Below are 21,744 nucleotides of genomic sequence, written 5' to 3' on the forward strand. Positions count from 1 at the left end.
TCGCGCGCCACCCCCTGCTCGCCAGTATCACGTCCGAAATGATTCGGCGGCAGCCGTTTTCGTTTCCGAATTGGTACGGCCGTGCCCGGATTGCCTGGATACTCGAAGGGGTCACCCGCGGATCGCACGCGGGCGAGCAGGGGAGAGGACTCGCAGATGGCCCTGGTTGTGCAGAAATTCGGCGGTTCGTCGGTAGCCACCGCGGAGCGGATCCGACGGGTCGCCGAACGGATCGTGGAGACGAAGAAGCAGGGCCACGACGTCGTGGTCGTCTGCTCGGCGATGGGCGACACCACCGATGAACTCCTCGAACTGGCGGGTCGGATCGCCGGGGCGCCGGAACCACGCGAGTTGGACATGCTGCTCACCGCCGGGGAGAGAATCTCGAATGCCCTGGTGGCCATGGCCATTCATTCTCTCGGCGCCGACGCTCGATCGTTGACGGGCTCTCAGGCGGGAGTGATCACCACCGGCACCCACGGTCGCGCCAAGATCATCGAAGTCGATCCGGGCCGGGTGCGCCGCGCGCTCGACGACGGAGAAGTGGTGCTGGTCGCCGGATTCCAGGGCATCAGCCAGGACAGCCGCGACGTCACCACCCTCGGGCGCGGCGGTTCCGACACCACCGCCGTCGCGCTGGCCGCGGCACTGCGGGCCGACGTCTGCGAGATCTACACCGACGTCGACGGTGTGTTCACCGCCGACCCGCGCATCGTGGCCGACGCCCAGAAGCTCGACCAGATCTCCTACGAGGAAATGCTGGAAATGGCGGCCTGCGGTTCGAAGGTTCTCATGCTGCGCTGCGTCGAATACGCGCGCCGCTACCAGGTCCCTGTGCACGTGCGTTCGTCCTACAGCGACGCTGTCGGGACCACGGTGTTCGGTTCGATGGTCGATATCCCCCAGGACCAGGCCGTGCTCACCGGCGTCGCACACGACCGCGACGAGGCCAAGGTGACCGTCGTCGGGCTGCCCGACGAACCCGGCTACGCCGCCATGGTGTTCCGTGCGGTCGCCGACGCCGAGATCGGTATCGACATGGTCGTGCAGAACACCGGCACCGGCCGCACCGACATCACCTTCACCCTGCCCGCCGCCGACGGCGCGCGCGCTGTCGCCCTGCTGCGCGCGCGCCGCGCCGATATCGGCTTCGCCGACGTCCGCTACGACGACCGCGTCGGCAAGGTTTCGCTGATCGGCGCGGGCATGCGCAACAATCCGGGCGTCACCGCCACCTTCTGTGAGGCGCTGGCCGAGGCGGGCATCAACCTCGACCTGATCGCCACCTCCGAGATCCGCATCTCCGTGCTCGTTCGCGACACCGACCTCGACGACGCTGTCCGCATCCTGCATCGGGCCTTCGACCTCGGTGGGGCAGAGGTCGCCGTAGTGCACGGTGGAACCGGCCGGTGAGCGTTGTTGACGCCGCATGTGAGTCGGGAGTAATTTACCAAAAAGTAAGTTACTGAATCGGAGGGTTCGTTGAGCACCCAGTTGACCACCTTCAGCAGGGCCGGACTCGAGTTCGAGGTCGTCGACTCCGGCCCGGCCGACGGTCCTGTCGTCCTCGCGCTGCACGGCTTTCCGCAAACAGCCACCTCACTGGAGCCGCTCACCACATTGCTCAACGCCCGCGGCTACCGCACCATCGCCCCGAATCAGCGCGGCTACTCGCCGGGCGCCCGGCCATCGGGCCGCCTCGCCTACCGCGTGCCCGAACTCGTCGACGACGTGGTCGCGCTGATCGACGACATCGACCGTGGCCCGGTGCACCTGGTCGGGCACGACTGGGGCGCGATGGTCGCCTGGTCGGTAGCCGCGGCTCGCCCCGAACTCGTCCGTACGCTGGTGACCGTGTCGGTGCCGCATCCGGGCGCCTTCGCCCGTTCGATGATCAGCAGCGATCAGCTTCTTCGTTCGTCCTACATGGCCCTGTTCCAGCTGCCGGTGCTGCCCGAGCGCTTGATTCGCGCGCGGCCCGACCTCTTCGACCAGATGCTCGCCAAATCCGGCATGACCGCGGAAGCGATCGCCCGCGTGCACACCGAGGTCATCGACACGGGCGCGCTCACCACCGCGCTGAACTGGTACCGCGCGTTGGCGATGACCACGCCGCGTGCGGTGACAGGGCGCGTCACGGTGCCGGTGACGCATGTGTGGAGCACTGGCGACACGGCCTTGAATCGTCGCGGCGCCGAGCTGACCGCCGATTTCGTCACCGGTGACTACCGCCTCGCTGTTGTCGACGGCTCGCACTGGCTACCCGAAGAGCGTCCGGACGAACTGGCCGCACTGATCACCGACCGCATCGAGTCGCCGCGGGGCTGAGGTCTCAGCCGATCGGCGAAGACGCCAACGGCCGCAACGCCTCCACGGTCGCCGGGATCAACGGGGCAGGCCGCAACGCCGCACGGGCGGCGAGTTGTTCGATGATCCGCCCGCGCACCCCCGGCCATTCGTCGTGCAGGATCGAATAGAACGCGGTGTCACGCACCGCGCCGTCGAGCCCGCGCGAATGTGCCCGCCGCACACCGTCACTCACCGCGCCGAGGCGTTCGATCGCCGACCGGGAGCGCAGGTTGCGGGCGTCGGCGCGCAAGGTCACCCGCCGGACACCCCAGCTGTCGAAGGCATGGGTCAGCAGCATCAGCTTGGAGTCGAGGTTCACCTGACCGCCCCGCACCGCGGGGGTGAGCCAGGTGTTGCCGATCTCCACCGCGTCGGGGATTGCTCCGCCCGGCGACGCGGTGACGGGTTCTGCCGACAACGGCCAGGTCAGCGGCCCCTGCCAGTAGTCGAGCCGGGTGAATCGGGTCGCCCCGACGACACACTCGTCGGCGGCGGTGACAATCGCGAAAGCCAGCGCCGTGCCGGCCAGCTGCGCCGCCTCGGCCTGGAAGACGTAGGTGCGCGCCTCCTGTTCACCGTGCGGGACGACGGTGAACCCGGCCGTTCCGTCGAGTGCGGCGGCCGCGGCGACCAGCCCGGGAACGTGGTGGGGTGCAAGAGGTTCCAGCCGTGCGATGCGGCCGTGGAGGATAACGGGTGCGGGCATGTGACCGGCGTCCCTTCGTCTGAGAGGGTCGCCGAAAGCACGAGGCGTGGACACTGCTCACGCGGCGTGATTGCGGCGAAGCGACACGAACGATCCAGCAGCATCGAAAACTAGAAGGACAGTAGCCGAAGCCGGCGCGATCCCCGCATCGAATGCGCAGGATGTCGCGGCCGGAAAGTTTCCTGCGTGCTCGATGCCGTGCCTGCGGTTTCTCCGCGGCCGTGGGCCGTCGAAGCGGTTCGGGGCGTATGGATTTCGGTGGCGGGGGCACGACCGGCCGGCGGCTCCGTCACGGTGTCGTGACGACGGCTCCCGGAGGTACCAACTGGATCGCGATGCGCGTCAAGGCGCGTTTTCCCATGTCAGGGCCGTAACGGTTCGATAAATGACACGGGTGTCAGCTTGCTGAGCAAACGTCCAGTAGTGCGGGCATTTCGCCAGTTCCGTCCCATGTTCTCGGAGAATGTAACGTCCGTTATGTATTTGTATCGCACACTAGTTCTATGGGATGCAGATCACATCGCCTGTTGTCTCTCGGTCGTAGCTGGCAAGCTCGTAATTGCTGAACGTTAACCGTTCGTGATCATCATCGGATCGACGCGAAGGCGCGATCACGAGCGGACCGCACGTCCGGCCCGGCGCGACAGTACTGGAGAGATCCGTTTCGGATCACTGATCGGCCGTGTCGGGGCGGCTGTCCGGAAGGGGTCTCATCGTTATGAGCAGCATCTACTTCGACTCGAACAGCAATCTTCCAGTTACCGGCCGGGGTCGTCGCGTCACCGCGCGCTCGGAGGCGGACTCGTCCGTCGCGCCGCTGGCGACGCCGGGGCTGATCCTCGGCCTGATCCTGCTCGGGCTCGGCGTGGCAGGCGTGCTGCGACTCGGTGACTGGATCGGCAATTACGGGTCCGTCCTGGTGATGCTGGCCTATCTTCTCTATATGGCCACCGCTGTGCGCCTGGTGCTGTGGGGTGCGGTCACCGTCCGGTCGCTTCATCGGCGATAGCTGAACGTGTGGAAGACGCCGATGGCTGCGAGTCGCGCACTCCGAATCAGCACACGGCGAGAATTTCGGGCTGCGGCCATTTTCGATAATGGCGGGTGGATCGGGGAATGTATCTCACGCAGGGGGTGAGATACATTCCCCCACTGCCGCTCGTGTCCTGTCGCAGGACTGCCCGGCTCCATTAAGGTGCAGGAATCGCTCTACTCCATCCGGCGGAGGTGTGGACATGCCCGATTCCCATCGTCGATCCACCGAAAAGGAACCGGAGTCGCACGGTGGGGTCATCGACCCCGTGATCTCACCCGACACGCCCGAGCGGGTCGCGGCGCGGGCCGAGATCAAGAAATTCGTGCTCACCGTCGTGATCATCGCCGCCCTCGGCGGCGCCCTGTTCGGCTACGACACCGGCGTGATCTCCGGTGTGCTGGTCTACCTCACTCCCGACTTCGACCTGAGCCAGGCCCAGGTCGGCGTCATCACGAGCTCGCTGCTCATCGGCGCTGCGATCGGCTCGATCACCGGCGGTTGGATGGCCGACCGGTTCGGCAGGCGCACGACGTTGCTGTGCGCGGGCGTGCTGTTCTTCGTCGGCGCGATCGCCCAGGCGCTGGCACCCGACGCCACGGTCATGATCATCACCCGGCTGTTGCTCGGCGTCGCCGTCGGTACGGCCTCGCTGGTTGTTCCCATGTACGTCTCCGAGATCTCGCCGCCGGCCTATCGCGGGCGCCTGGTCTCGATGAACTCGCTGATGATCGCCAGCGGACAGTTGCTTGCCTACATCGTCAACGCGATGCTCTCGCCGACCGGGAACTGGCGCCTCATGCTCGCGATGGCGGCCATTCCCGCCGCGGCGCTGGTGATCGGTATGTATTTCATGCCGGATTCCCCGCGGTGGTATCTGAAACATGGACATGAGGCCGAGGCGAAGAAAGTGCTCCAACGGTCGTATTACCCGGAGAATGTCGAACCGACGATTGTCGAGATCGAGCAGTCCGAAGCCGCCGAGGCGGCGATCAAGGCCAGTTTGAGCGACCAGTTGCACAAGCCGAAGGTGCGCGCGCTGTTCTACACCGGGGTCGGATTGGCGTTGATTCAGCAATTCGTCGGCGTCAATACCGTCATCTATTACGCGCCGTCCACGCTCACCCGGGCGGGTTTGGGCGACAGTGCGGCGATCACCTCGTCGATCGGCATCGGCGTCGGTGCGGTGCTGGGCGTGATGCTGGGCATGAGCCTGGTGGACAATATCGGTCGACGCCCGCCGATGTTCATCGGCCTGGCGATCATGATCGTCGCGCTGGTCGGTATGGGCCTGATCGAACGGCTCACCCAGAGCACCGCCACGGGTTATGTGTTGCTGGCGTTGATGATCGTCTACGTCTGCGCCTTCCAGCTCGGCGTCGGTGTGCCCACCTGGTTGCTGATCTCGGAGATCTTCCCCGCGCCGATCCGCGCCACCGCGATGAGCATCTGCACTTTCCTCATCTGGATGGGCAATTTCACCGTCTCCCTGGTGTTTCCGCCGCTGGGCGAACTCTGGGGCGCGTCGACGATGTTCTTCATCTTCGCGTTCATCTCCGCGCTGTCGTTGGCCTTCTGCTACCGCCGGGTGCCCGAGACCATGGGCGAGTCCCTCGACGACATCACCACCAGAGCGGAGAGCTGAAGGGCCTACCAGTAGGCTGACCAGGTGAAGCAACTGTGAAACACCTGACCGTCGGCGTCGTCGCGACCTCTCGCAAGGAAAACGAACACCGGCTGGCCATCCACCCGGCTCACCTGGACCGCATCGATCCCGAGCTGCGTGGTCAGATCTACCTCGAACACGGTTACGGCAACCGATTCGGCTACTCCGACGAAGCACTCGCCCCGCTGGTGGCGGGCCATCGCACGCGCGCGGAACTGTTCGCCGAGTGTGATGTGCTCCTGCTGGCCAAGCCGTTGGTCGAGGACCTCGAGCAGATGCGGCCGGGCACGATCGTATGGGGCTGGCCACACTGTGTGCAGGACGCGCGCCTGACCCAGGTGGCCATCGACCGCGATTTGACCCTGATCGCGTGGGAAGCGATGAACCACTGGACCAAGTCGGGGGCTTTCAGCGTCCACGTGTTCCACAAGAACAACGAACTGGCCGGTTATTGCTCGGTCATGCACGCGCTCCAATTGCGGGGCGTCAGTGGTGATTACGGCCGACGGATGCGCGCGGCGGTGATCAGCTTCGGCGCTACCGCGCGCGGTGCGGTGCGGGGGCTGTCGGCCCTGGGGATCAGCGATGTGACGGTGCTGACCCAGCGCAGCGTGTCGGCGGTGGCTTCGCCGTTCGCGTCGGTGCGGATGCAGCATTTCCAACGTGATCCGGAGCGGCCGGGCCGGACGCTCGCGTTGAAGGCGCCGGAGCCCGGGCCGCTGGCGCAGGTGCTCGCCAACTACGACGTGGTCGTGAACTGCATGTTCCAGGACACCGAGGACCCGCTGACGTTCGTCATGAACGAGGACCTCGAACAGTTCACGCGCGGAACGATTTTCGTCGACGTGTCCTGCGACGAGGGGATGGGCTTCGAATTCTCGCGCCCCACCTCGTTCGCCGATCCGATGTTCACCGTCGGTGACGGCCTGCACTGTTACGGCGTCGACCACAGTCCCTCGTTCCTCTGGAATTCGGCCACGTGGGAGAACTCCGAAGCCCTGCTCGAGTATCTGCCCGTCGTGCTCAGCGGCCCCGAAGCGTGGGATGCCAGCGAAACGATTCGGCGGGCCATCGAGATTCGCGGCGGCCGGGTGCAGAACCCGCGGATCCTGTCGTTCCAGGGTCGTGGCGACGTGTACCCGTACGCGGTGGCCTGACCTTCGGCGGTCCGCGGCTCGTCGGTCGTTCTTGCCGGCGTCAGTCCGCGACGGTCAAGCCGAGCAGGGCGAGGGCGAAATCCGCGTAGGCGGTGGCGATCTGTTCGGGAGAGGAAGGGCCGTCGAGCCGGAACCATTGGGGCAGTGCGGTGCACATCGTCGCGATGGCGCGTCCTGCGTCGCGCGCGTGATCGGCTGATCTGTTCGCGTCGGCGAGGGCGGTATCGATCTCGGCGTCGAGCAGGTACTGGACCTCGTTGCGGGAGGCGGTGATTCGATCGCGGTCGGCCGGGTTCAGGCTGCGCATCTCGCTGGCGCCGATGAAGGCGAGTTCGCGGCGGTGGGTGTGGAACAGGGCGAGTGCCTCGACGACGCGGGCCACCCGCTCGCGGCCGTTCGCGCCGTCGAGGCGAGCCGCGCGCACCCGCTGGTGCAATTCGTCCATGGTCAGGTCGAGGGCGCGGACCAGCAGGTCCTGTTTGTCGCGGTAATGGTGGTAGACACCGGGCACGCTCATGCCCGCGCGCGCCGCGATCGAGCGCATCGTGGCGCCGTGGTAGCCGGTCTCGACAAAGGAGTCGATGGCGGCGGCGAGCACGGGATCGATGGTCAACGGCGGGAACTCGCGCCAGGACTTCGGCGAGCCGAATTCGTCGGGGCGGGCATCGCGCGTCCGGCGCTCTGCGGGGCGAGGCAGGCGGGTCCCGGCAGACGGGGCCGCACGGTATTCGGGGGGAGCGGAGTCGTCGGCGCGCTGTTCGCCGATCAACCAGGGCACGGTCGTGTGCAACTCGGTGGCGAGGGAGCGCAGGCGGGTCACCGACGCACCGGTCTTGCCGGTCTCGATGGCGCTCAGCGTGGCCGGACTGACTCCGATCCGCGCAGCGGTCACCCGCAGCGACAATCCCGCGGCGGTCCTCGCCTGGCGCACCCTTGCCCCCACCGCACGCTGTTCGGCTGCCGACGCTGTCACGTCGTTCAGAATAGCTGAACAAATATCGGCGCAGCGACCAGGCCTGTTGACAGCACGAATCCACGCGTGCCACTGTCGTTGCAGTCCTTCTGCCGAGCGATCGTTCGGCACCCGAGCCGAGGAGCGGATGCCGTGCCGATCGATCTGTCCTATCCGTCCGAGGTGCAGAGCCTGGTCGACCGCACCCGCACCTTCATCGGTGAACGGGTGCTCCCGATCGAAGACGAGCACGACGGCGACATCACCGCGGCCGGCGGGGAGAAACTGCGCGTCGAGCTCCAGCAGGCCGCCCGCGACGCCGGTGTCTTCGCCCCGCACGCGCCGATCGAATACGGTGGCCTCGGCCTCGACATGTCGAACCGGGCCCCGGTGTTCGAGGAGGCGGGGTACTCGCTGTTCGGCCCGACGGCGCTCAATATCGCCGCCCCCGACGAGGGCAATGTGCACATGCTCGCCCACATCGCCGACCCGGAGCAGAAACAGCAGTTCCTCGCCCCGCTCGCTCGCGGTGAGGTTCGCTCGGCCTTCGCCATGACCGAACCGGCCCCCGGCGCGGGTTCGGACCCGTCCGCGCTGACCACCCGCGCGGTCCGCGCCGACGGCGGCTGGCGCATCACCGGCCACAAATGGTTCATCACCGGTGCCGACGGCGCGGGCTTTTTCATCATCATGGCCCGTACCTCGGGTGAGCCCGGCCAACGCGGCGGCGCCACCATGTTCCTGGCACCGGCCGACAGCGCCGGTATCCGCGTCGGCCGCCATCTCGACACACTCGACAAGTCGATGATCGGTGGGCACTGCGAAGTCTTCTTCGACGACCTGCTGGTCCCGGAATCGGCGGTACTCGGCGAGGTCGACCGTGGCTTCGAATACGCCCAGGTGCGTCTCGGTCCCGCCCGGATGACCCATGTGATGCGCTGGCTCGGCGCCGCCCGCCGCGGTCACGATGTCGCGGTCGCGCACGTGGCTCAGCGTGAGGGATTCGGCTCACGCCTCGGAGACCTCGGCATGGTGCAGAAGATGATCGCCGACAACGAGATCGACATCGCCGCCACCCGCGCGCTGCTGACTCGTGCCTGCTGGGAACTCGACCGTGGTGAACCCGCCGCCAACGCGACTTCCATCGCGAAGACCTTCGCGGCCGAAGCGATCTTCCGCATCGTCGACCGCAGTATGCAGATGTGCGGCGGTCTCGGTGTCTCCGCTGACCTGCCGCTGGCCCGCCTCTCCCGTGAGGTGCGACCCTTCCGAATCTATGACGGTCCGTCCGAGGTGCATCGGTGGGCCATCGCCAAACGCGCGGTGAGCGCGGCCAAGCGTGCGAAGCGAGACTCCGAATGACACTGCCGGGCATGGACATCGCCGCGCTGGAGCGGTTCCTGCGTGAGCAGGGTGTCGAGGTGCGCGGTGAGCTGCGCGTGGAACTGATCAGCGGCGGCCGGTCCAATCTCACGTTCGCCGCCGCCGACGACGTCTCGCGCTGGGTGGTGCGCCGCCCGCCGCCCGCCGGTCTCACGCCGTCCGCCCACGATATGGCGCGCGAATACACCGTCACCAGCGCGCTGCAGGCATCCGCGGTGCCCGTGGCGAAGACGATTGCCTTCGACGCGACCGGATCCGCGCTCGGCGCACCGATGACCGTGGTCGAATTCGTCGACGGAACGGTGTTCCGCGACCAGGAGGACCTGGCGGCGCTCACCGATGAGCAGGTGGATTCCAGTGCGCGCGAACTGGTTCGCGTGCTCGCCGACCTACACGCGGTGGATCCGGCCGCTGTCGGCCTCGAATCGTTCGGTCGGCCCAACGGCTTCGTCACCCGGCAGGTCAACCTCTGGGCATCCCAGTGGGAGCGGGTCAAAACCCGCGAACTCCCCGACGTGGCAACCCTGCACGCCGCGCTGTCGGCTGCTGTCCCGCGCGAATCGTCGTCTTCGATCGTGCACGGGGATTTCCGCATCGACAACACGATTCTCGACGGCGCGGATCCGAAAACCGTGCGTGCCGTAGTCGATTGGGAGCTCTCCACCCTGGGCGACCCACTCACCGACGTTGCCCTGATGTGTGTGTATCGGGCCCCGATATTCGACCTAATCCTCGGCACCCGCGCCGCGTGGACCAGCGACCGACTGCCGAGTCCCGACACGCTGGCCCAGAGCTACGCGACCGCCTCGGGGCGTGACCTGAACAGCTGGGGCTTCTACCTCGCCCTGGCCAACTTCAAGCTCGGCATCATCGGCGAAGGCATCACCCACCGCGCCCGTCAGGGCTCCGACACCGGTTCGGCCGCCGACCGAGCGGCCGAGGCCACCCCGGAGTTCATGGCCGCGGGCCTGCGCGCGCTGAGTCGCTCGGCGAAGTAGTCGCCGCTCGGTTCGTCGGACTGCCACGGGGGAGTCGCCCGTCGGTGCGACTATCCGATGATCTCCGCGGGTAGGAACATCGCGCCGAGTTGCGTCGCGATGGCGCTGGTGTGTTCGACGATGCGCTCGGTGTCCACGTCGAGCACGCCGGAACGCCAGGCCGACAGCAGTTCGATGAAGCCGCCGATGCCCGCCAATGTGCTCATGCGCATGGCGGTCTCGTCGACGTCGGCGCGCAGATACGGCCACGCGGCGGCGATGAGCAGATCGGTCGCGTCCGTGAGCATGGTCTTGCGGCGCTGTTCGAGCACGGCGCTGCCCGCGTGATCGGCCAGCAGAATTCGAGCCCGCCCGCGCAGGTCGGTCTGCAGATCGACGGCGCGGGCGATGGCCGCGCGGGTAATCTCCAGGGGCGTGCGGTCGGCGTACTCGGCGACAACGCCGGCCAGTTCGGCGAACACCTCCGTGCACACCTCGTCCCAGACCGCGGCCAGTAGTTCGTCACGATCGGCGAAGTGCTCGTAGAAGTAGCGGTCGTTGAGCGAGGCCCGCTGGCAGACGCCGCGCATTGTCACCGCGGCCCAGCCGTTGTCGAGCCAGATGTCGAGAGCGGCCTCGACCAGGTCGGACCGTCGTTGCGCCCTGCGCTCCTCGGCGGTCCGCCCGCCCCAGGTCCGTGCCGGTGCGCGCACATCCATGGTTGACAAAGTACACCTCCGCGCGCCTAATTGGTGTCAGGTGCGGCCAATGGTGGCAGATGCCACCAGTTAGAGCTTCGCTGGGAAGACCGGGGCGTTGCCATGCGATTGTTTCCCTTCGGCGGACACCGCCGGACCACCGCCGCCGATGCCGTGGTGACCGGCGCAGGCAGCGGCATCGGCCGCGCCTTCGCCGTGGAACTGGGTCGCCGCGGCGGCCGCGTCGTGTGCTCCGACATCGATCCCGACCGCGCGAGCGAGACCGCGGACCTCGTCGAAGCGGCAGGTGGCAAAGCCTTCGGCACCCGATGCGACGTCACCGTGATCGAGGAGGTCACCCAGCTGGCCGCGACCGCGCAGGATCGGTTCGGCGGCCCGCCCACCGTGGTCGTCAACAATGCCGGCATCGGGGCGGGCGGGCCGGTGGTCGGTGAGTTCGCCCTCGACGACTGGCAACGCACCCTCGGCGTCAATCTGTGGGGCGTCATCCACGGCTGCCACGTCTTCGCGCCGATTCTGCGCTCGGCCGGGCGCGGGTCGCTGGTGAACGTCGCCTCGGCCGCCGCGTTCGGCGCGGCACCCCGGATGGCCGCCTACAACGTCAGCAAGGCGGGTGTGCTGGCGCTGTCGGAGACGATGTCGGCCGAGCTGGCAGGCACCGGCGTCGGGGTGACAGTGCTGTGCCCGACCGGTGTGAAAACCAATATCATGCAAGCGGATTCACCGATGGACGACACCGCCGAGCGCCTCGGCGGACTGCTGCTGCGCTGGACCGGACGCCCGCCGGCCGCCATCGTGCGCACCACCCTCGACGCGGTCGACCGCGGCGAACTCTATGTGGTGCCGCAACTCGAAGCCAAGGTGCTGTGGCAGGCCAAACGGTGGCTGCCCGCGACCTACACCCGTTCGGCAGGCCTGTTGGAGCGGGTCGTGCGCTGATCCACCACATCGAAGGAGATCGAACAATGACGTTCGCCTATCCCGATATGCTCGCCACTATTCGCGCCAAGCAGTGGGCACTGGCCGATATCGAGTGGGACGCACCGGGCGCCGACACCATCACCGACGAACAGCGCCCACGGCTGGCCACTTTCATGGCCGATCTGGTGTGGATCGAACACGTCGGCGCTCGCGGCTTCGCCGCCCTGACCCGCCAGGCGCCACCCGGCCCACTCCGCGAGATCTACCGGTACTTCCACGCCGAGGAACAGAAGCACGCCAATGCCGAACTCGCACTGATGCGCCGGTGGGGCATGCTCGCCGACGGCGCCGCGATGCCATCGCCCAACAACAATATTCGCCTCGTGATCAGCTGGCTCGACCGCTACGCCGACCAACTGACCCTGCCCGTGCTCGGCACCGTCATTCCGTCGCTGGAGACCGCGCTGGACGGCGCACTGGTGAAGTTCCTGCTCGACGAGGTCGAGGACCCGGTGTGTCACGAGGTCTTCCGCCACATCAACAGCGACGAATCCCGCCACCTCGCAGTCGGTTTCCAGGTTCTCGAACAACTCGGCGCCGGTCCACTGCGCCGGATCGCCATCGAGACAGCGGGTTTCGCGGTGCGTCCGTCGTTCGTGCTCGGTGCGCTGCTGTACGCGCCGCTGCTGTCGCGGATGTCGACCAACATCATCGCGCTCGGCCTCGACGAGGAGAAGCTGTGGCAGGCGGTGCGCCGCTACGAGAACGTGGGCGAGCGCAGCCCGGCCATCCGGCGGGTGCCGCTCTACCACGTGGTCAAGATGCACGGGAAGGCCACCATTCACCGCCGCCAGCCGTTCCAATTGCTCGCCGATGTCTCCAATGCCTGCATCGACCGCTTCCCGATCGGTGTCCTCGGCCGCCGACCGTCCTGGTCCGACGAGCTCACCTACGAACCGGTGGCGAAATGACGACGCCCCGCTTCGCCGACACCTTCACCGGCGCCCAGATCCATCGCACGACATTCGCGCCCCGACACGAATTCACCGGTCAGCGGGTCGCGATCATCGGCAATGGAGCGGCGGCCGCGCGGCTGCTGCCCGGCATCGCCGAGGAGGCCGCGCGGGTGACGGTGTTCCAGACCGAGCCGGTGTGGGTCCTGCCGCGGCTACCGCTGTTCACCGCCTCGACGCTGCGCCGCGCACCGCAGCGACTGGTGCGGCTGGCCGCCCGTGCCAATCTTCGTGTCCAGGTGCGTGATTCGTGGCTGCGCCACCGCCTGACACCGGACGACACCGCGGGCGTCGCAGTGCACAACAGCTACTACCGCGCCCTGCGGCAACCGCACTGCACCCTGGTGACATGGCCGATCGCGCGACTGGTGCCGCTGGGTGTGCGTACCGTCGACGGTATCGAGCACCGGGTGGACTGCGTCGTCTACGCCGACGACACGGGCCATGTCGTGCGCACCGTCGCCCCGCTCGGCCGCCTGCACCCGTCGGCGGCACTCGTGAAGGAGATCGCATGAGCACCAACGGAATCGACCACGAGATAGTGATCGTGGGTGCCGGCTTCTCCGGGATCGGCGTGGCGATCGAGCTGCGCAAGGCGGGGTTCGACGATTTCCTGATCATCGACGAGGCCGACGGCGTCGGCGGCACCTGGCACTGGAACACCTACCCCGGGGTGGCCGTCGACATTCCGTCGTTCAGCTATCAGTTCTCCTTCGAGCAGCGCACCGACTGGTCACGGGTCTACGCACCCGGGCGCGAACTCAAGGCCTATGCCGAATCGTGCGTGGACAAGTACGAGTTGCGACCGCGCATCCGCTTCGGCACCACCGTGGTCGGTGCGGACTTCGACGAGCAGGCCGACCGGTGGGTGCTGCACACCACCGACGGCGACGACCTGACCGCGCGGTTCGTGATCAGCGCGACCGGGGTACTCACCCGACCCAAGCTTCCCGACATCCCCGGCATCGAGACCTTCGCGGGCGCGACCATGCACACCTCGCGCTGGGATCACGACCAGGACCTGCGTGGTCGACGCGTGGCGATCATCGGCACCGGCGCCTCCGCGGTCCAGGTGATCCCGGAGATCGCATCGCGGGTCGAGCACCTGACGGTGTTCCAGCGCACGCCGATCTGGTGCCTGCCCCGCCCCGATCTGCCGCTGCCGCTGCCCGCTCGGTTGGCGCTGAAGGTTCCCGGCGGCCGGGCGGTGACCCGCCTGGTGAGCCAGACCTACGTCGAGGTCACCTTTCCGCTTGCCGCCCACTATCACCGCTCTCTGCCCACCGCCGCGATCGGCGAACGCGCGGGGTTGGCCCACCTCCGACGCCAGGTGAAAGACCCCGCCGTCCGCGCCGCGCTGACCCCGAAATACGCCCTCGGGTGCAAACGACCCAGCTTCTCCAACGACTATCTGTCGACGTTCAACCGTTCGAACGTGACCTTGGAAACCGGCCCGATCGGCGAGATCACCGCCACCGGCGTCCGCACGGCCGACGGCACCGAACAACGCGTCGACGTGTTGATCCTCGCCACCGGCTTCAAGGTCATGGAATCGGGCAATATGCCGACCTACGACCTGCACGGCATCGGCGGGCGCGATCTCGAGACCTGGTGGGACGAGAATCGGCTGCAAGCCTACGAGGGCGTGAGCGTGCCCGGCTTCCCGAATTTCTTCTCCATCATCGGCCCCTACGGCTACAACGGTGCGTCCTACTTCACCCTGATCGAGAACCAGACCCGCCACATCCTGCGCTGCCTGCGACACGCGCGTACCCGGGACGCGGACCGCATCGAGGTGAGCGAGGAAGCCAACGACCGCTTCTTTCGTGAGATGCTCGCCCGCCGCGGCGGCCAGGTGTTCTGGGACGAAAGCTGCGTCACCGCCAACAGCTACTACTTCGACAAACACGGTGACGTGCCACTGCGTCCCAGCTCTACCGTCGAAGCCGCGTGGCGCAGCACGCATTTCCCGCTCACCGACTATGTCTTCACCTAGACGGCGGGGACGGCCCCGGCGCTACTCGGGATCGACGGCCTCGGTGACGCGAGCCGCCAGCGCACGGAGGTGATCGATGAGCTCGGGCGGCTCCTCGACCCGGAACGGGAATCCGAAAAGGCTCACGTAGACCGCGATTTCGTCGAGCGAGTTCGAGCCTGTGTACAGCAGGCAGGAATACTCGTCGACGGCTTCGATGACGCCGACCGTCGCCGGGATCCGATCGGCGGCTTGCGCCGCCGACACCAGCACGGTGATGCGTGCCCGGTACCGATAGGGGGCAGTGCTCACGCTGTGTGAGACGAAGTCGACGAGATCGATGTCGGGCGCTGGGCGGGGGTCGTAGCGCGGTCCGGTCGGGATGCGGGGGTGTAGTCGATCTACCCGGTAGGTGCGCCAATCGGCGCGGTCCACGTCCCAGCCGACCAGATACCAGCGCCGCCCGGTGTGGACCAGCCGGTGCGGTTCGGCGCTGCGACGGGTGGTGGTGCCGTCGTGGGTGCGGTAGTCGAACCGGAGTAGGTGGCGATCGCGAATCGCGCCGGCGATGGCGGTGAGTGTCTCCGGATCGACCGGTGTGGTGCCGCTCGGCACGGTCACCGTCGCGGCCTGCAACGCGGCGATGCGATGGCGCAGCCGCGACGGGAGCACCTGCTCGAGCTTGGCGAGCGCGCGCAACGACGATTCCTCGATGCCCGCGACGCTGCCGGCGACGGCCGTGCCCAATCCGACCGCGACCGCGATGGCCTCCTCGTCGTCGAGCAGGAGCGGAGGAAGCGCGGCCCCGGCTCGAAGCCGATACCCGGCCGATCCGGCGACGGCGTGTACGGGATAGCCCAGCGTGCGCAACTTGTCGACATCGCGCCGCACGGTTCGGATGTCGACATCCAGGCGTTCGGCGAGGTCACGACCCTTCCAGTCGCGGGGAGTCTGCAGCAGTGAGAGCAAGCGGAGCAGTCGCGCGGAGGATTCGAGCATGAGTTCATCCTCCCGCACAGCTAGGGCAGAAACTGTCCTAGCCGGTGATCAGCGCACGGCGAAGTCGCCGCCGCGGCGATCTCGCGCGAACTGGGGGACCGACGCAGAACACGTGCGGGCGCTACCCGATCTGCGCGCGTCCTCGCGCGACTACCGCTGACGGTGTGAGGACAACGCCGATTCGATGTCGTCGAGGTACGCGCGGACCGGACCCATGCTGACAAGACCGCTCTGCGCGGTGGTTTCGGCCGCGGCCGGTGCCAGGTGGGTCCGGGCTCGGCGCATGATCTCGACATCGCCCACGGCGACCCCCGCGTGCGCCACGACCGCCCACAGCGCTTCGAACAGCAGGTCACGCGGCGGGGAGGTGATGTCGCGCAGGGCTTTTCGCGCTTCGTCGAACTGGCCGCGGGCGACGAGCAGGGTGGGCTCGACCCAGGCTCTGTAGGGTCCCCAGTCGGTGTCGGGGGCGAGCGCCGCGATCCGTGCGGTCTCGCGGTGTCGCAGGTACAGGCCCAGCTCGGCCAGCGGCAACAGGCCGCGCTCGAGTCCCGGCATGCCCGCACCGGCGAGGGCTTCGGCGGCGGTCGCGTAGGCCGCTTCAGCGGCCGCGAGATCGGTTGTCGCACTGGCGGCGAGGGCCCGGTACCAGGTGGTGAACACCGCGACCAGCGGCAGTTCGTAGCGCTGCGCGAGCGTGTCGGCGGCCTCGGCGTGCCGGTCGGCGCCGGTGTGATCGGCCAGGGCGCAGCGCGTTTGAACGAGAACGAGATGGCCGAGCACCTCGTAGGTGGCGAGTTCGCTGCGGGCTGCCGTCGCGACGATCTCGGTGCCGACCCTCTCGCGTCGCCGCGCCAGGCCTGCCCGCTGGAAGCTCTGCATGAACACACCGTTGAGCGCGAAGGCCAGCAGCGACGGGTCGTGTAACCGCCGCGCGATTTCCTCGGCGCGGCGGGCGGCGCGCAGCGGTCGCAGTCCGGCCTCGGTCGGCTCGGTGACCGGCAGGCTGCCGCGCGACTCGACAGCGATGGTCGCCAGAAGCCCGGCCCGGGCGGCATCGGCGTCGTCGGGCAGTCGGCGCAGTGTCTTCTCGGCGATGTCGACGAGTCGCCGGTCCTGCGCCGGGTCGTCGGAGCGGGTCCAGATCGCGGGAACGTCGTAGATGCCGATCACCCGCGCGGTCAGTTCGGCGTCACCGAGTCGGTCGGCGGCGACGACAGCCGACATCCGGTGTGCGCGGGCGGCGGCCAATCCGCCGCCGCCCGTCACCGCGAGGTCGCGCATCAGGCCCGCCGTCGATTCCAGTCGCGTCCTGCTGCGCGCGGGAACCGCGCTGTCATAGGCGGCCCGCGCCTGTGCCCAGACCTGGGCGGTGGGATCGGTCGCGGCCGGGTCGAGATGTGCTGCCTGGCGCAACAGGTCGTGTTCGAGGCGGCGAAGTGCCGGTCCTGGGTCGATTCCCAGGTCCTCGGCCAGCATCCGCCGGGCCCTGGCGAGAACGGCGAGCGCGTCGGCTTGCCTGCCCGAGTGGTACAGGGCGGTGGCCAGCAGCCCCCACGCGTCCTCGCGCCACGGATGCTCGGTGACATGGGCATCGAGGTCGGGAACCGCGGCCGCGGCGGCGCCCAGTGCCAGTTGCGCTTCGGCGCGGCGTTCGACCGCCAACAGGCGCTGCTCGGTGAGCCGCGACCGTTCGGCCAGCGCCCACCCCGCGTCGGCGAAGTCGGCGTAGGCCGGTCCCCGCCACCACTGCAGTGCGTCCGTCAGCCGCGAGAAGGCCTGTTCCGCAGGCAGAGTCGCAGCCACCCGCACCGCGTCGTCGAATCGCCACGCGTCGACAGCGTCGGGGTCGGCCCGCAGTGCGTAACCGAGCCCCTCGGTGACCAGCAGACGCGCCGGGGTGCGGGGCGGGCGGTCGGGCTCGAGCGCGCGGCGCAGGCCGGCGACGAAGGTGCGCACCGCGCCCACCGCGTCCGCGGGCGGCTCGTCCCACAGATCGTCGACCAGTCGACCGACCGGAACCACGCGGCGGTGCGCCAGGATCAGCCGGGCGAGCACCTCGCGGTAGCGGGGGCCGCGCAGCGCGACCGGTCTGCCCAGGTCGTCGTGCGCGGCGACGGGACCGAGCACCTGAAACCGCATCAGGCCAATGTAGTGCGCGTTCATCGGTTGCTCATCGCCACACCGCACGCTCGAACTCGATCCGCACAGACCCGCGGACCACCCTTCGAACGAACAGAGCCCACGCGATGACCCGCAGCATTCCCGGATTCGACTACCACCGCGTCCCCGCCGCCGACGATGTCGCACTCAACGTCGCCGTCGCGGGCTCGGGAACCCCGATCGTGCTGTTGCACGGCTTCCCACAGACCCACCTGATGTGGCGTCACGTCGCCGCGGATCTGGCCACCGACCACACGGTGATCGTGCCGGACCTGCGCGGCTACGGCGACAGCGACAAACCCGACGCCATCGCACCCGATACCTATTCCAAGCGTCGAATGGCCGCCGATATCGTCACTTCGGCCGCTGCCCTCGGCCACGACCGCTTCGCGCTCGTCGGGCACGACCGCGGCGCACTGGTGGCCTTGCGCGCCGGACTCGACCATCCCGACGCGGTCACCCACCTGGCGAGCTTGGACGTGCTGCCCACCCTCGACATGTGGGACGTGCTGCACGGCGCCGACGCCGCTGTCGCATTCCATCTGTACCTGATGGCCCAGCCGCCGGGGCTGCCCGAACAGATGATCGCCGCCAGTGCCGACGCGTTCTTCGCCTACTTCCTCGACCGATGGACGAAAGACCCCGCCGCGGTACCCCCGCTCGTGCGCGCGGCGTACCTGGATGCCTGCCGAGAATCCGTCCCCTCGATCGTAGCCGACTATCGCGCGTCGGCGACCATCGATATCGACCACGATCGCGTCGACCGCGCGGCAGGCAACCGCCTGGCGATGCCCGTGGCGGTCCTGCAGCAGGACTGGGGCGCCGCACTCGGATTCGAGGCGGCGGCACTGTGGTCGAGTTGGGCACCGAACCTCGACCACCGCACCGTCGACGCGGGCCACTTCATGGCCGAGGAAGACCCCGAAACCGTTGTCGCCGTCATCCGCGACCTGGTCCGGCGCTGAGATATGAGTCGCGTGCGCGTTGTCGTTCGGCGCGATCGCTCGGATGAACGGTAGGTGCGCGAGCCTTCGGAGGATGCGCCGCCACTCACCGTCCGGATTCGACGGGCACGGTGTGCAGGAGTTCGGCGACTTCCACTGGTGTCGCGGACGGAAAGAGTTGTCGCACACCGATCATGGCCAGCAGCCGATCCTGATCGGCGCCCGCTCCCATCCGCGACACCACCTCGTGCGCGGCGCGGTTGGCTTCGGCGATCTCGTCGGCTTTGCTCAAGCGGGTGAGATTCTCGCCCACGATCTTGTCGAGGTCGGTGGAACGTTTGTAGAACAACGCGGTGATCCCGACCGGCACCGCGCCCATGATCGAGGTCGCGGCGGCGGCGTCGCGGTTGCCGAACGCGACCATCGACGCCGCGGCGAGAACCACCACGACGCCGCAGCAACCGCTGATCATGTACGCCCAGAAGAACGCCGTGCTCTGCGCCATCGCACTGCGCACCTGCCGAAGATATTCCTCCGTCCGAGGACGCGGCGCCTGGGTGTGGTCGGTACCCGGGGTCGCCGGTTCGGTCGGTGGCGAGTCGAGGTGGGGGGTGGCGTCCGCGGTCATGGAGACCTCGATCGCCCGCTTGTTGACCCGGCGGCTGAACGTGGTCGAGAACCACGCCGACACCGCGGCGATCACCGTGGGGATCAGCCCACCCACCCCGATCAGTGCCAATATCTCATCCACGGTGTGCCCCCCGAATCAAGCGTCTACCCCCTGCGAACGTTCGCGCACACCCTACCGCGAGCCGGTTTCGTCGCGTCTGTTGCCTACGTGCGCAAGATGATTGACGTTTCCCGGGCAGCCGGTGGCATGGTCGCCGGCCACGAGAAGGGAGTCGAAGACGGGCAGAAGTAGAACTCGTTCTAAACAAGAGCTCTTGTTTGTAACAAGTGCACGTGCTGTAATCAGCGTCACCAATAGAGGAGATGCCATGCAGAGCAGCGCGGCAGCCGCCGTTCACCCGGGTCGACCGGGAGGGCGCGATCGGCGGACGAGGGGGGCCATGTTCAGGACGAGGTGGGCGGCGGTGCCAATGGCAGCGGTATGCCTGGCGGTAGCGAGCGTCGGCATCGCCGCCGCCGACCCGTACCCGAGTTTCCCGCCGGATCAGAACCAGCTCCCGCAGCTGCCCGCCGAGCCCCAGCTCTACGACATGCTGCCGATCCCCGTGCCCGACGAAGACCCCTGGTACGACGACCCGGCCGACCTGAACTCCTATGCGCCGGGTCAGATCATCCGCTCGCGAACGGTGCAGACACGCCTGCTCGGCTTGCCCTTCCCGGTGCACACCGAACAACTGCTGTTCCGAAGCAACGACGTCCACGACAACCCGATCGCGACCGCGACCTCGGTGATCGTCCCCGGCATTGCGTGGTCGGGCAGTCCGCGACCGGTGGTGTCGTTCCAGGAGGCCATCGACTCCACCGACTCCTCGTGCAATCCGTCCTACACCTTGCAGACGGGCACGATGAAAGAGGCCGCGCTGGCGGTCTATTGGCTGGCGCAGGGGTTCGCGATCAATGTCGCCGACTTCGACGGCAAGTTCAATACGTTCAATACCTATGACGAAGGCAAAATGGTGCTCGACAGTCTGCGCGCCATGAAGAACTCGGCGTTGGGCCTGACGGACTCCGGGATCGCGCTCTACGGCTACTCCGGCGGCGGCTCCGGTTCGATCCGTGCGGCCGAACTCCGCGAGAGTTACGCCCCCGATGTGCGGTTGCTCGGTACCGCGGTGGGCGGATTCCCCGCCGATCTGCGCGCCCAGGCTCGGTACGCGATCGCGCAGCAGCCCGGTCTCACGGGAGCCAGCAATTTCACCATGTGGCTCGGATTCGCCGCGTTGTCGCGGGAATTCCCCGAACAGTTCGACGCGAAGGAATTGCTGACCCCGGAGGGCCAGGCGATCGTGGCGGATATGGGGAGTCGCTGCGTTTATACGATCGCCGCCGCCGGGGCCTACCGCCCGATCAGCGCGTATTTCCAGCCGGGGAAGTCGCTCGAAACGGCACCGGGCGTCATGGAGGTGCTCGCGGATCAGAGTCTGGGACATCATATTCCGGACAGCCCCATTTTCTGGTGGCACGGAATCTGGGACGAGCTGATCCCGACGTCGGCGGTACTGCCGACGGTGAACGACTATTGGAACCGCGGCGCGGACCTGCGGTTCTACACGATGCCGCTGCCCGAACACCTCGTCAACGCCGTCGCAGGCTGGCCGCCCGCGGTCGCCTGGACCAGCGCGGTGCTGCGCGGCCTGCCGCCGGGCGAACGATTCAAAGCCGACATTCCGCTGCCCAATTAGACGAAAACAGCACGGCGCGCGCAGAAAACGCGCGCCGTGCTGTTGACGAACGAAGCTTTACGCCGAAGCCTGCTCATAGGCCGAGATGACGTCCGCGGAGATCCTGCCGCGGCTGGAGACGGTGTGCCCGTTCTGCGAAGCCCACGCCCGGATCTCGGTCAGATCGTTGCGGCGGGTGGATTCGGTTGCCGGTGCCGAGCCGAGGCGACGTGCGGCGCCCGCCTTCGCGCGACCGGTGCGACGCGCGTACGGAACCCACTGCTCGAATACCTCACGCAACTCCGCCGCGTTGGCATCGGACAGGTCGATTTCGTAGGCCGCCCCGTCGATTCCGAATGTGACAGTCGCATCGGCAGCGGACGTGCCATCGAAATCATCGACAAGTGTGACAACGACTTTGCGCGCCATGGGAGTC

General features: G+C 67.7%; 20 protein-coding genes. 13 read left to right on the forward strand and 7 right to left on the reverse strand.

Going from position 1 to position 21,744, the window contains the following annotated elements; all coding sequences use genetic code 11:
• The first annotated feature begins 156 nt into the window (after positions 1–156).
• Positions 157–1,413: an aspartate kinase gene (locus tag ACFWUR_RS17415; protein ID WP_378908084.1), complete on the forward strand. Its 1,257-nt coding sequence runs from the start codon at positions 157–159 to the stop codon at positions 1,411–1,413.
• Between the two features lie 69 nt (positions 1,414–1,482).
• Positions 1,483–2,328, forward strand: a complete 846-nt coding sequence (locus tag ACFWUR_RS17420) for an alpha/beta fold hydrolase (protein WP_378908086.1) — start codon at positions 1,483–1,485, stop codon at positions 2,326–2,328.
• Positions 2,329–2,332: 4 nt separating this feature from the next.
• On the opposite strand, the gene ACFWUR_RS17425 is transcribed toward ACFWUR_RS17420, so the two are convergent.
• Entirely contained in the window at positions 2,333–3,055 is a 723-nt protein-coding gene (locus ACFWUR_RS17425) for a GNAT family N-acetyltransferase (protein ID WP_378908087.1), read from the reverse strand.
• Between the two features lie 718 nt (positions 3,056–3,773).
• Between ACFWUR_RS17425 and ACFWUR_RS17430 the strand changes: the two genes are divergently transcribed.
• The 3 genes from ACFWUR_RS17430 (at position 3,774) to ACFWUR_RS17440 (ending at position 6,911) form a co-directional block, all read left to right on the forward strand.
• On the forward strand, positions 3,774–4,064 hold the full coding sequence (locus ACFWUR_RS17430; protein ID WP_378908089.1) for a hypothetical protein: 291 nt from the start codon (positions 3,774–3,776) through the stop codon (positions 4,062–4,064).
• A 226-nt stretch (positions 4,065–4,290) separates the two neighbouring features.
• Positions 4,291–5,733 carry a sugar porter family MFS transporter gene (locus tag ACFWUR_RS17435; protein WP_378908090.1) on the forward strand — a complete coding sequence of 481 codons (1,443 nt, stop codon included), beginning with the start codon at positions 4,291–4,293 and terminating at the stop codon, positions 5,731–5,733.
• Positions 5,734–5,768: 35 nt separating this feature from the next.
• Complete coding sequence (locus tag ACFWUR_RS17440) at positions 5,769–6,911, forward strand: N(5)-(carboxyethyl)ornithine synthase (protein WP_378908091.1); 1,143 nt, start codon at positions 5,769–5,771, stop codon at positions 6,909–6,911.
• Positions 6,912–6,951: 40 nt separating this feature from the next.
• On the opposite strand, the gene ACFWUR_RS17445 is transcribed toward ACFWUR_RS17440, so the two are convergent.
• A complete protein-coding gene (locus ACFWUR_RS17445; RefSeq protein ID WP_378908092.1) occupies positions 6,952–7,884 on the reverse strand; it encodes a TetR family transcriptional regulator in 933 nt (310 codons plus the stop codon).
• 132 nt (positions 7,885–8,016) lie between these two features.
• On the opposite strand from ACFWUR_RS17445, the gene ACFWUR_RS17450 reads away from it, so the two are divergent.
• Entirely contained in the window at positions 8,017–9,225 is a 1,209-nt protein-coding gene (locus ACFWUR_RS17450; protein WP_378908093.1) for an acyl-CoA dehydrogenase family protein, read from the forward strand.
• Positions 9,222–10,244, forward strand: coding sequence for a phosphotransferase family protein (locus ACFWUR_RS17455; protein ID WP_378908095.1), 1,023 nt, complete (start codon positions 9,222–9,224; stop codon positions 10,242–10,244). Before ACFWUR_RS17450 ends, ACFWUR_RS17455 begins: the two co-directional genes overlap by 4 nt.
• A gap of 50 nt (positions 10,245–10,294) precedes the next feature.
• Here the strand turns inward: ACFWUR_RS17455 and ACFWUR_RS17460 are convergent, their stop codons facing one another.
• Positions 10,295–10,936 carry a TetR/AcrR family transcriptional regulator gene (locus tag ACFWUR_RS17460; protein WP_378908265.1) on the reverse strand — a complete coding sequence of 214 codons (642 nt, stop codon included), beginning with the start codon at positions 10,934–10,936 and terminating at the stop codon, positions 10,295–10,297.
• Between the two features lie 108 nt (positions 10,937–11,044).
• Between ACFWUR_RS17460 and ACFWUR_RS17465 the strand changes: the two genes are divergently transcribed.
• The 4 genes from ACFWUR_RS17465 to ACFWUR_RS17480 are packed head-to-tail and all read left to right on the forward strand — an operon-like array spanning position 11,045 to position 14,872.
• Positions 11,045–11,881 carry an SDR family NAD(P)-dependent oxidoreductase gene (locus ACFWUR_RS17465; protein WP_378908097.1) on the forward strand — a complete coding sequence of 279 codons (837 nt, stop codon included), beginning with the start codon at positions 11,045–11,047 and terminating at the stop codon, positions 11,879–11,881.
• 26 nt (positions 11,882–11,907) lie between these two features.
• A complete protein-coding gene (locus ACFWUR_RS17470; protein ID WP_378908098.1) occupies positions 11,908–12,834 on the forward strand; it encodes a ferritin-like domain-containing protein in 927 nt (308 codons plus the stop codon).
• Positions 12,831–13,391, forward strand: coding sequence for an NAD(P)/FAD-dependent oxidoreductase (locus ACFWUR_RS17475; RefSeq protein ID WP_378908099.1), 561 nt, complete (start codon positions 12,831–12,833; stop codon positions 13,389–13,391). Before ACFWUR_RS17470 ends, ACFWUR_RS17475 begins: the two co-directional genes overlap by 4 nt.
• Positions 13,388–14,872 (forward strand): flavin-containing monooxygenase, encoded by a 1,485-nt coding sequence (locus ACFWUR_RS17480; RefSeq protein WP_378908100.1) that lies wholly within the window; start codon positions 13,388–13,390, stop codon positions 14,870–14,872. The genes ACFWUR_RS17475 and ACFWUR_RS17480 overlap by 4 nt, the downstream gene beginning before the upstream one ends.
• A gap of 21 nt (positions 14,873–14,893) precedes the next feature.
• On the opposite strand, the gene ACFWUR_RS17485 is transcribed toward ACFWUR_RS17480, so the two are convergent.
• The gene (locus ACFWUR_RS17485) at positions 14,894–15,850 is read right to left on the reverse strand and encodes a helix-turn-helix transcriptional regulator (protein WP_378908102.1); all 957 of its coding nucleotides are present in this window, start codon (positions 15,848–15,850) and stop codon (positions 14,894–14,896) included.
• A gap of 150 nt (positions 15,851–16,000) precedes the next feature.
• A complete protein-coding gene (locus ACFWUR_RS17490) occupies positions 16,001–17,992 on the reverse strand; it encodes a BTAD domain-containing putative transcriptional regulator (RefSeq protein WP_378908103.1) in 1,992 nt (663 codons plus the stop codon).
• A gap of 107 nt (positions 17,993–18,099) precedes the next feature.
• On the opposite strand from ACFWUR_RS17490, the gene ACFWUR_RS17495 reads away from it, so the two are divergent.
• The gene (locus ACFWUR_RS17495) at positions 18,100–18,978 is read left to right on the forward strand and encodes an alpha/beta fold hydrolase (RefSeq protein ID WP_378908105.1); all 879 of its coding nucleotides are present in this window, start codon (positions 18,100–18,102) and stop codon (positions 18,976–18,978) included.
• Positions 18,979–19,063: 85 nt separating this feature from the next.
• Here ACFWUR_RS17495 and ACFWUR_RS17500 read toward each other — a convergent pair whose 3' ends face one another.
• Positions 19,064–19,708, reverse strand: a complete 645-nt coding sequence (locus ACFWUR_RS17500) for a hypothetical protein (protein ID WP_378908107.1) — start codon at positions 19,706–19,708, stop codon at positions 19,064–19,066.
• A gap of 349 nt (positions 19,709–20,057) precedes the next feature.
• Between ACFWUR_RS17500 and ACFWUR_RS17505 the strand changes: the two genes are divergently transcribed.
• Entirely contained in the window at positions 20,058–21,329 is a 1,272-nt protein-coding gene (locus ACFWUR_RS17505; protein WP_378908266.1) for a lipase family protein, read from the forward strand.
• A gap of 57 nt (positions 21,330–21,386) precedes the next feature.
• Here the strand turns inward: ACFWUR_RS17505 and ACFWUR_RS17510 are convergent, their stop codons facing one another.
• Positions 21,387–21,737, reverse strand: a complete 351-nt coding sequence (locus ACFWUR_RS17510) for an Lsr2 family protein (RefSeq protein ID WP_378908109.1) — start codon at positions 21,735–21,737, stop codon at positions 21,387–21,389.
• Between the last annotated feature and the right edge of the window lie 7 nt (positions 21,738–21,744).

The organism is Nocardia sp. NPDC058633, assembly GCF_042717045.1.
Lineage (GTDB): Bacteria > Actinomycetota > Actinomycetes > Mycobacteriales > Mycobacteriaceae > Nocardia.

Excerpts from the sequence above, each read along its gene's own strand:
- ACFWUR_RS17415 (WP_378908084.1), top strand. The coding sequence starts at position 157 with ATGGCCCTGGTTGTGCAGAAATTCGGCGGTTCGTCGGTAGCCACCGCG.
- ACFWUR_RS17425 (WP_378908087.1), bottom strand. The coding sequence starts at position 3,055 with ATGCCCGCACCCGTTATCCTCCACGGCCGCATCGCACGGCTGGAACCT.
- ACFWUR_RS17430 (WP_378908089.1), top strand. The coding sequence starts at position 3,774 with ATGAGCAGCATCTACTTCGACTCGAACAGCAATCTTCCAGTTACCGGC.
- ACFWUR_RS17435 (WP_378908090.1), top strand. The coding sequence starts at position 4,291 with ATGCCCGATTCCCATCGTCGATCCACCGAAAAGGAACCGGAGTCGCAC.
- ACFWUR_RS17455 (WP_378908095.1), top strand. The coding sequence starts at position 9,222 with ATGACACTGCCGGGCATGGACATCGCCGCGCTGGAGCGGTTCCTGCGT.
- ACFWUR_RS17465 (WP_378908097.1), top strand. The coding sequence starts at position 11,045 with ATGCGATTGTTTCCCTTCGGCGGACACCGCCGGACCACCGCCGCCGAT.
- ACFWUR_RS17470 (WP_378908098.1), top strand. The coding sequence starts at position 11,908 with ATGACGTTCGCCTATCCCGATATGCTCGCCACTATTCGCGCCAAGCAG.
- ACFWUR_RS17475 (WP_378908099.1), top strand. The coding sequence starts at position 12,831 with ATGACGACGCCCCGCTTCGCCGACACCTTCACCGGCGCCCAGATCCAT.
- ACFWUR_RS17480 (WP_378908100.1), top strand. The coding sequence starts at position 13,388 with ATGAGCACCAACGGAATCGACCACGAGATAGTGATCGTGGGTGCCGGC.
- ACFWUR_RS17485 (WP_378908102.1), bottom strand. The coding sequence starts at position 15,850 with ATGCTCGAATCCTCCGCGCGACTGCTCCGCTTGCTCTCACTGCTGCAG.
- ACFWUR_RS17490 (WP_378908103.1), bottom strand. The coding sequence starts at position 17,992 with ATGCGGTTTCAGGTGCTCGGTCCCGTCGCCGCGCACGACGACCTGGGC.
- ACFWUR_RS17495 (WP_378908105.1), top strand. The coding sequence starts at position 18,100 with ATGACCCGCAGCATTCCCGGATTCGACTACCACCGCGTCCCCGCCGCC.
- ACFWUR_RS17505 (WP_378908266.1), top strand. The coding sequence starts at position 20,058 with ATGGCAGCGGTATGCCTGGCGGTAGCGAGCGTCGGCATCGCCGCCGCC.
- ACFWUR_RS17510 (WP_378908109.1), bottom strand. The coding sequence starts at position 21,737 with ATGGCGCGCAAAGTCGTTGTCACACTTGTCGATGATTTCGATGGCACG.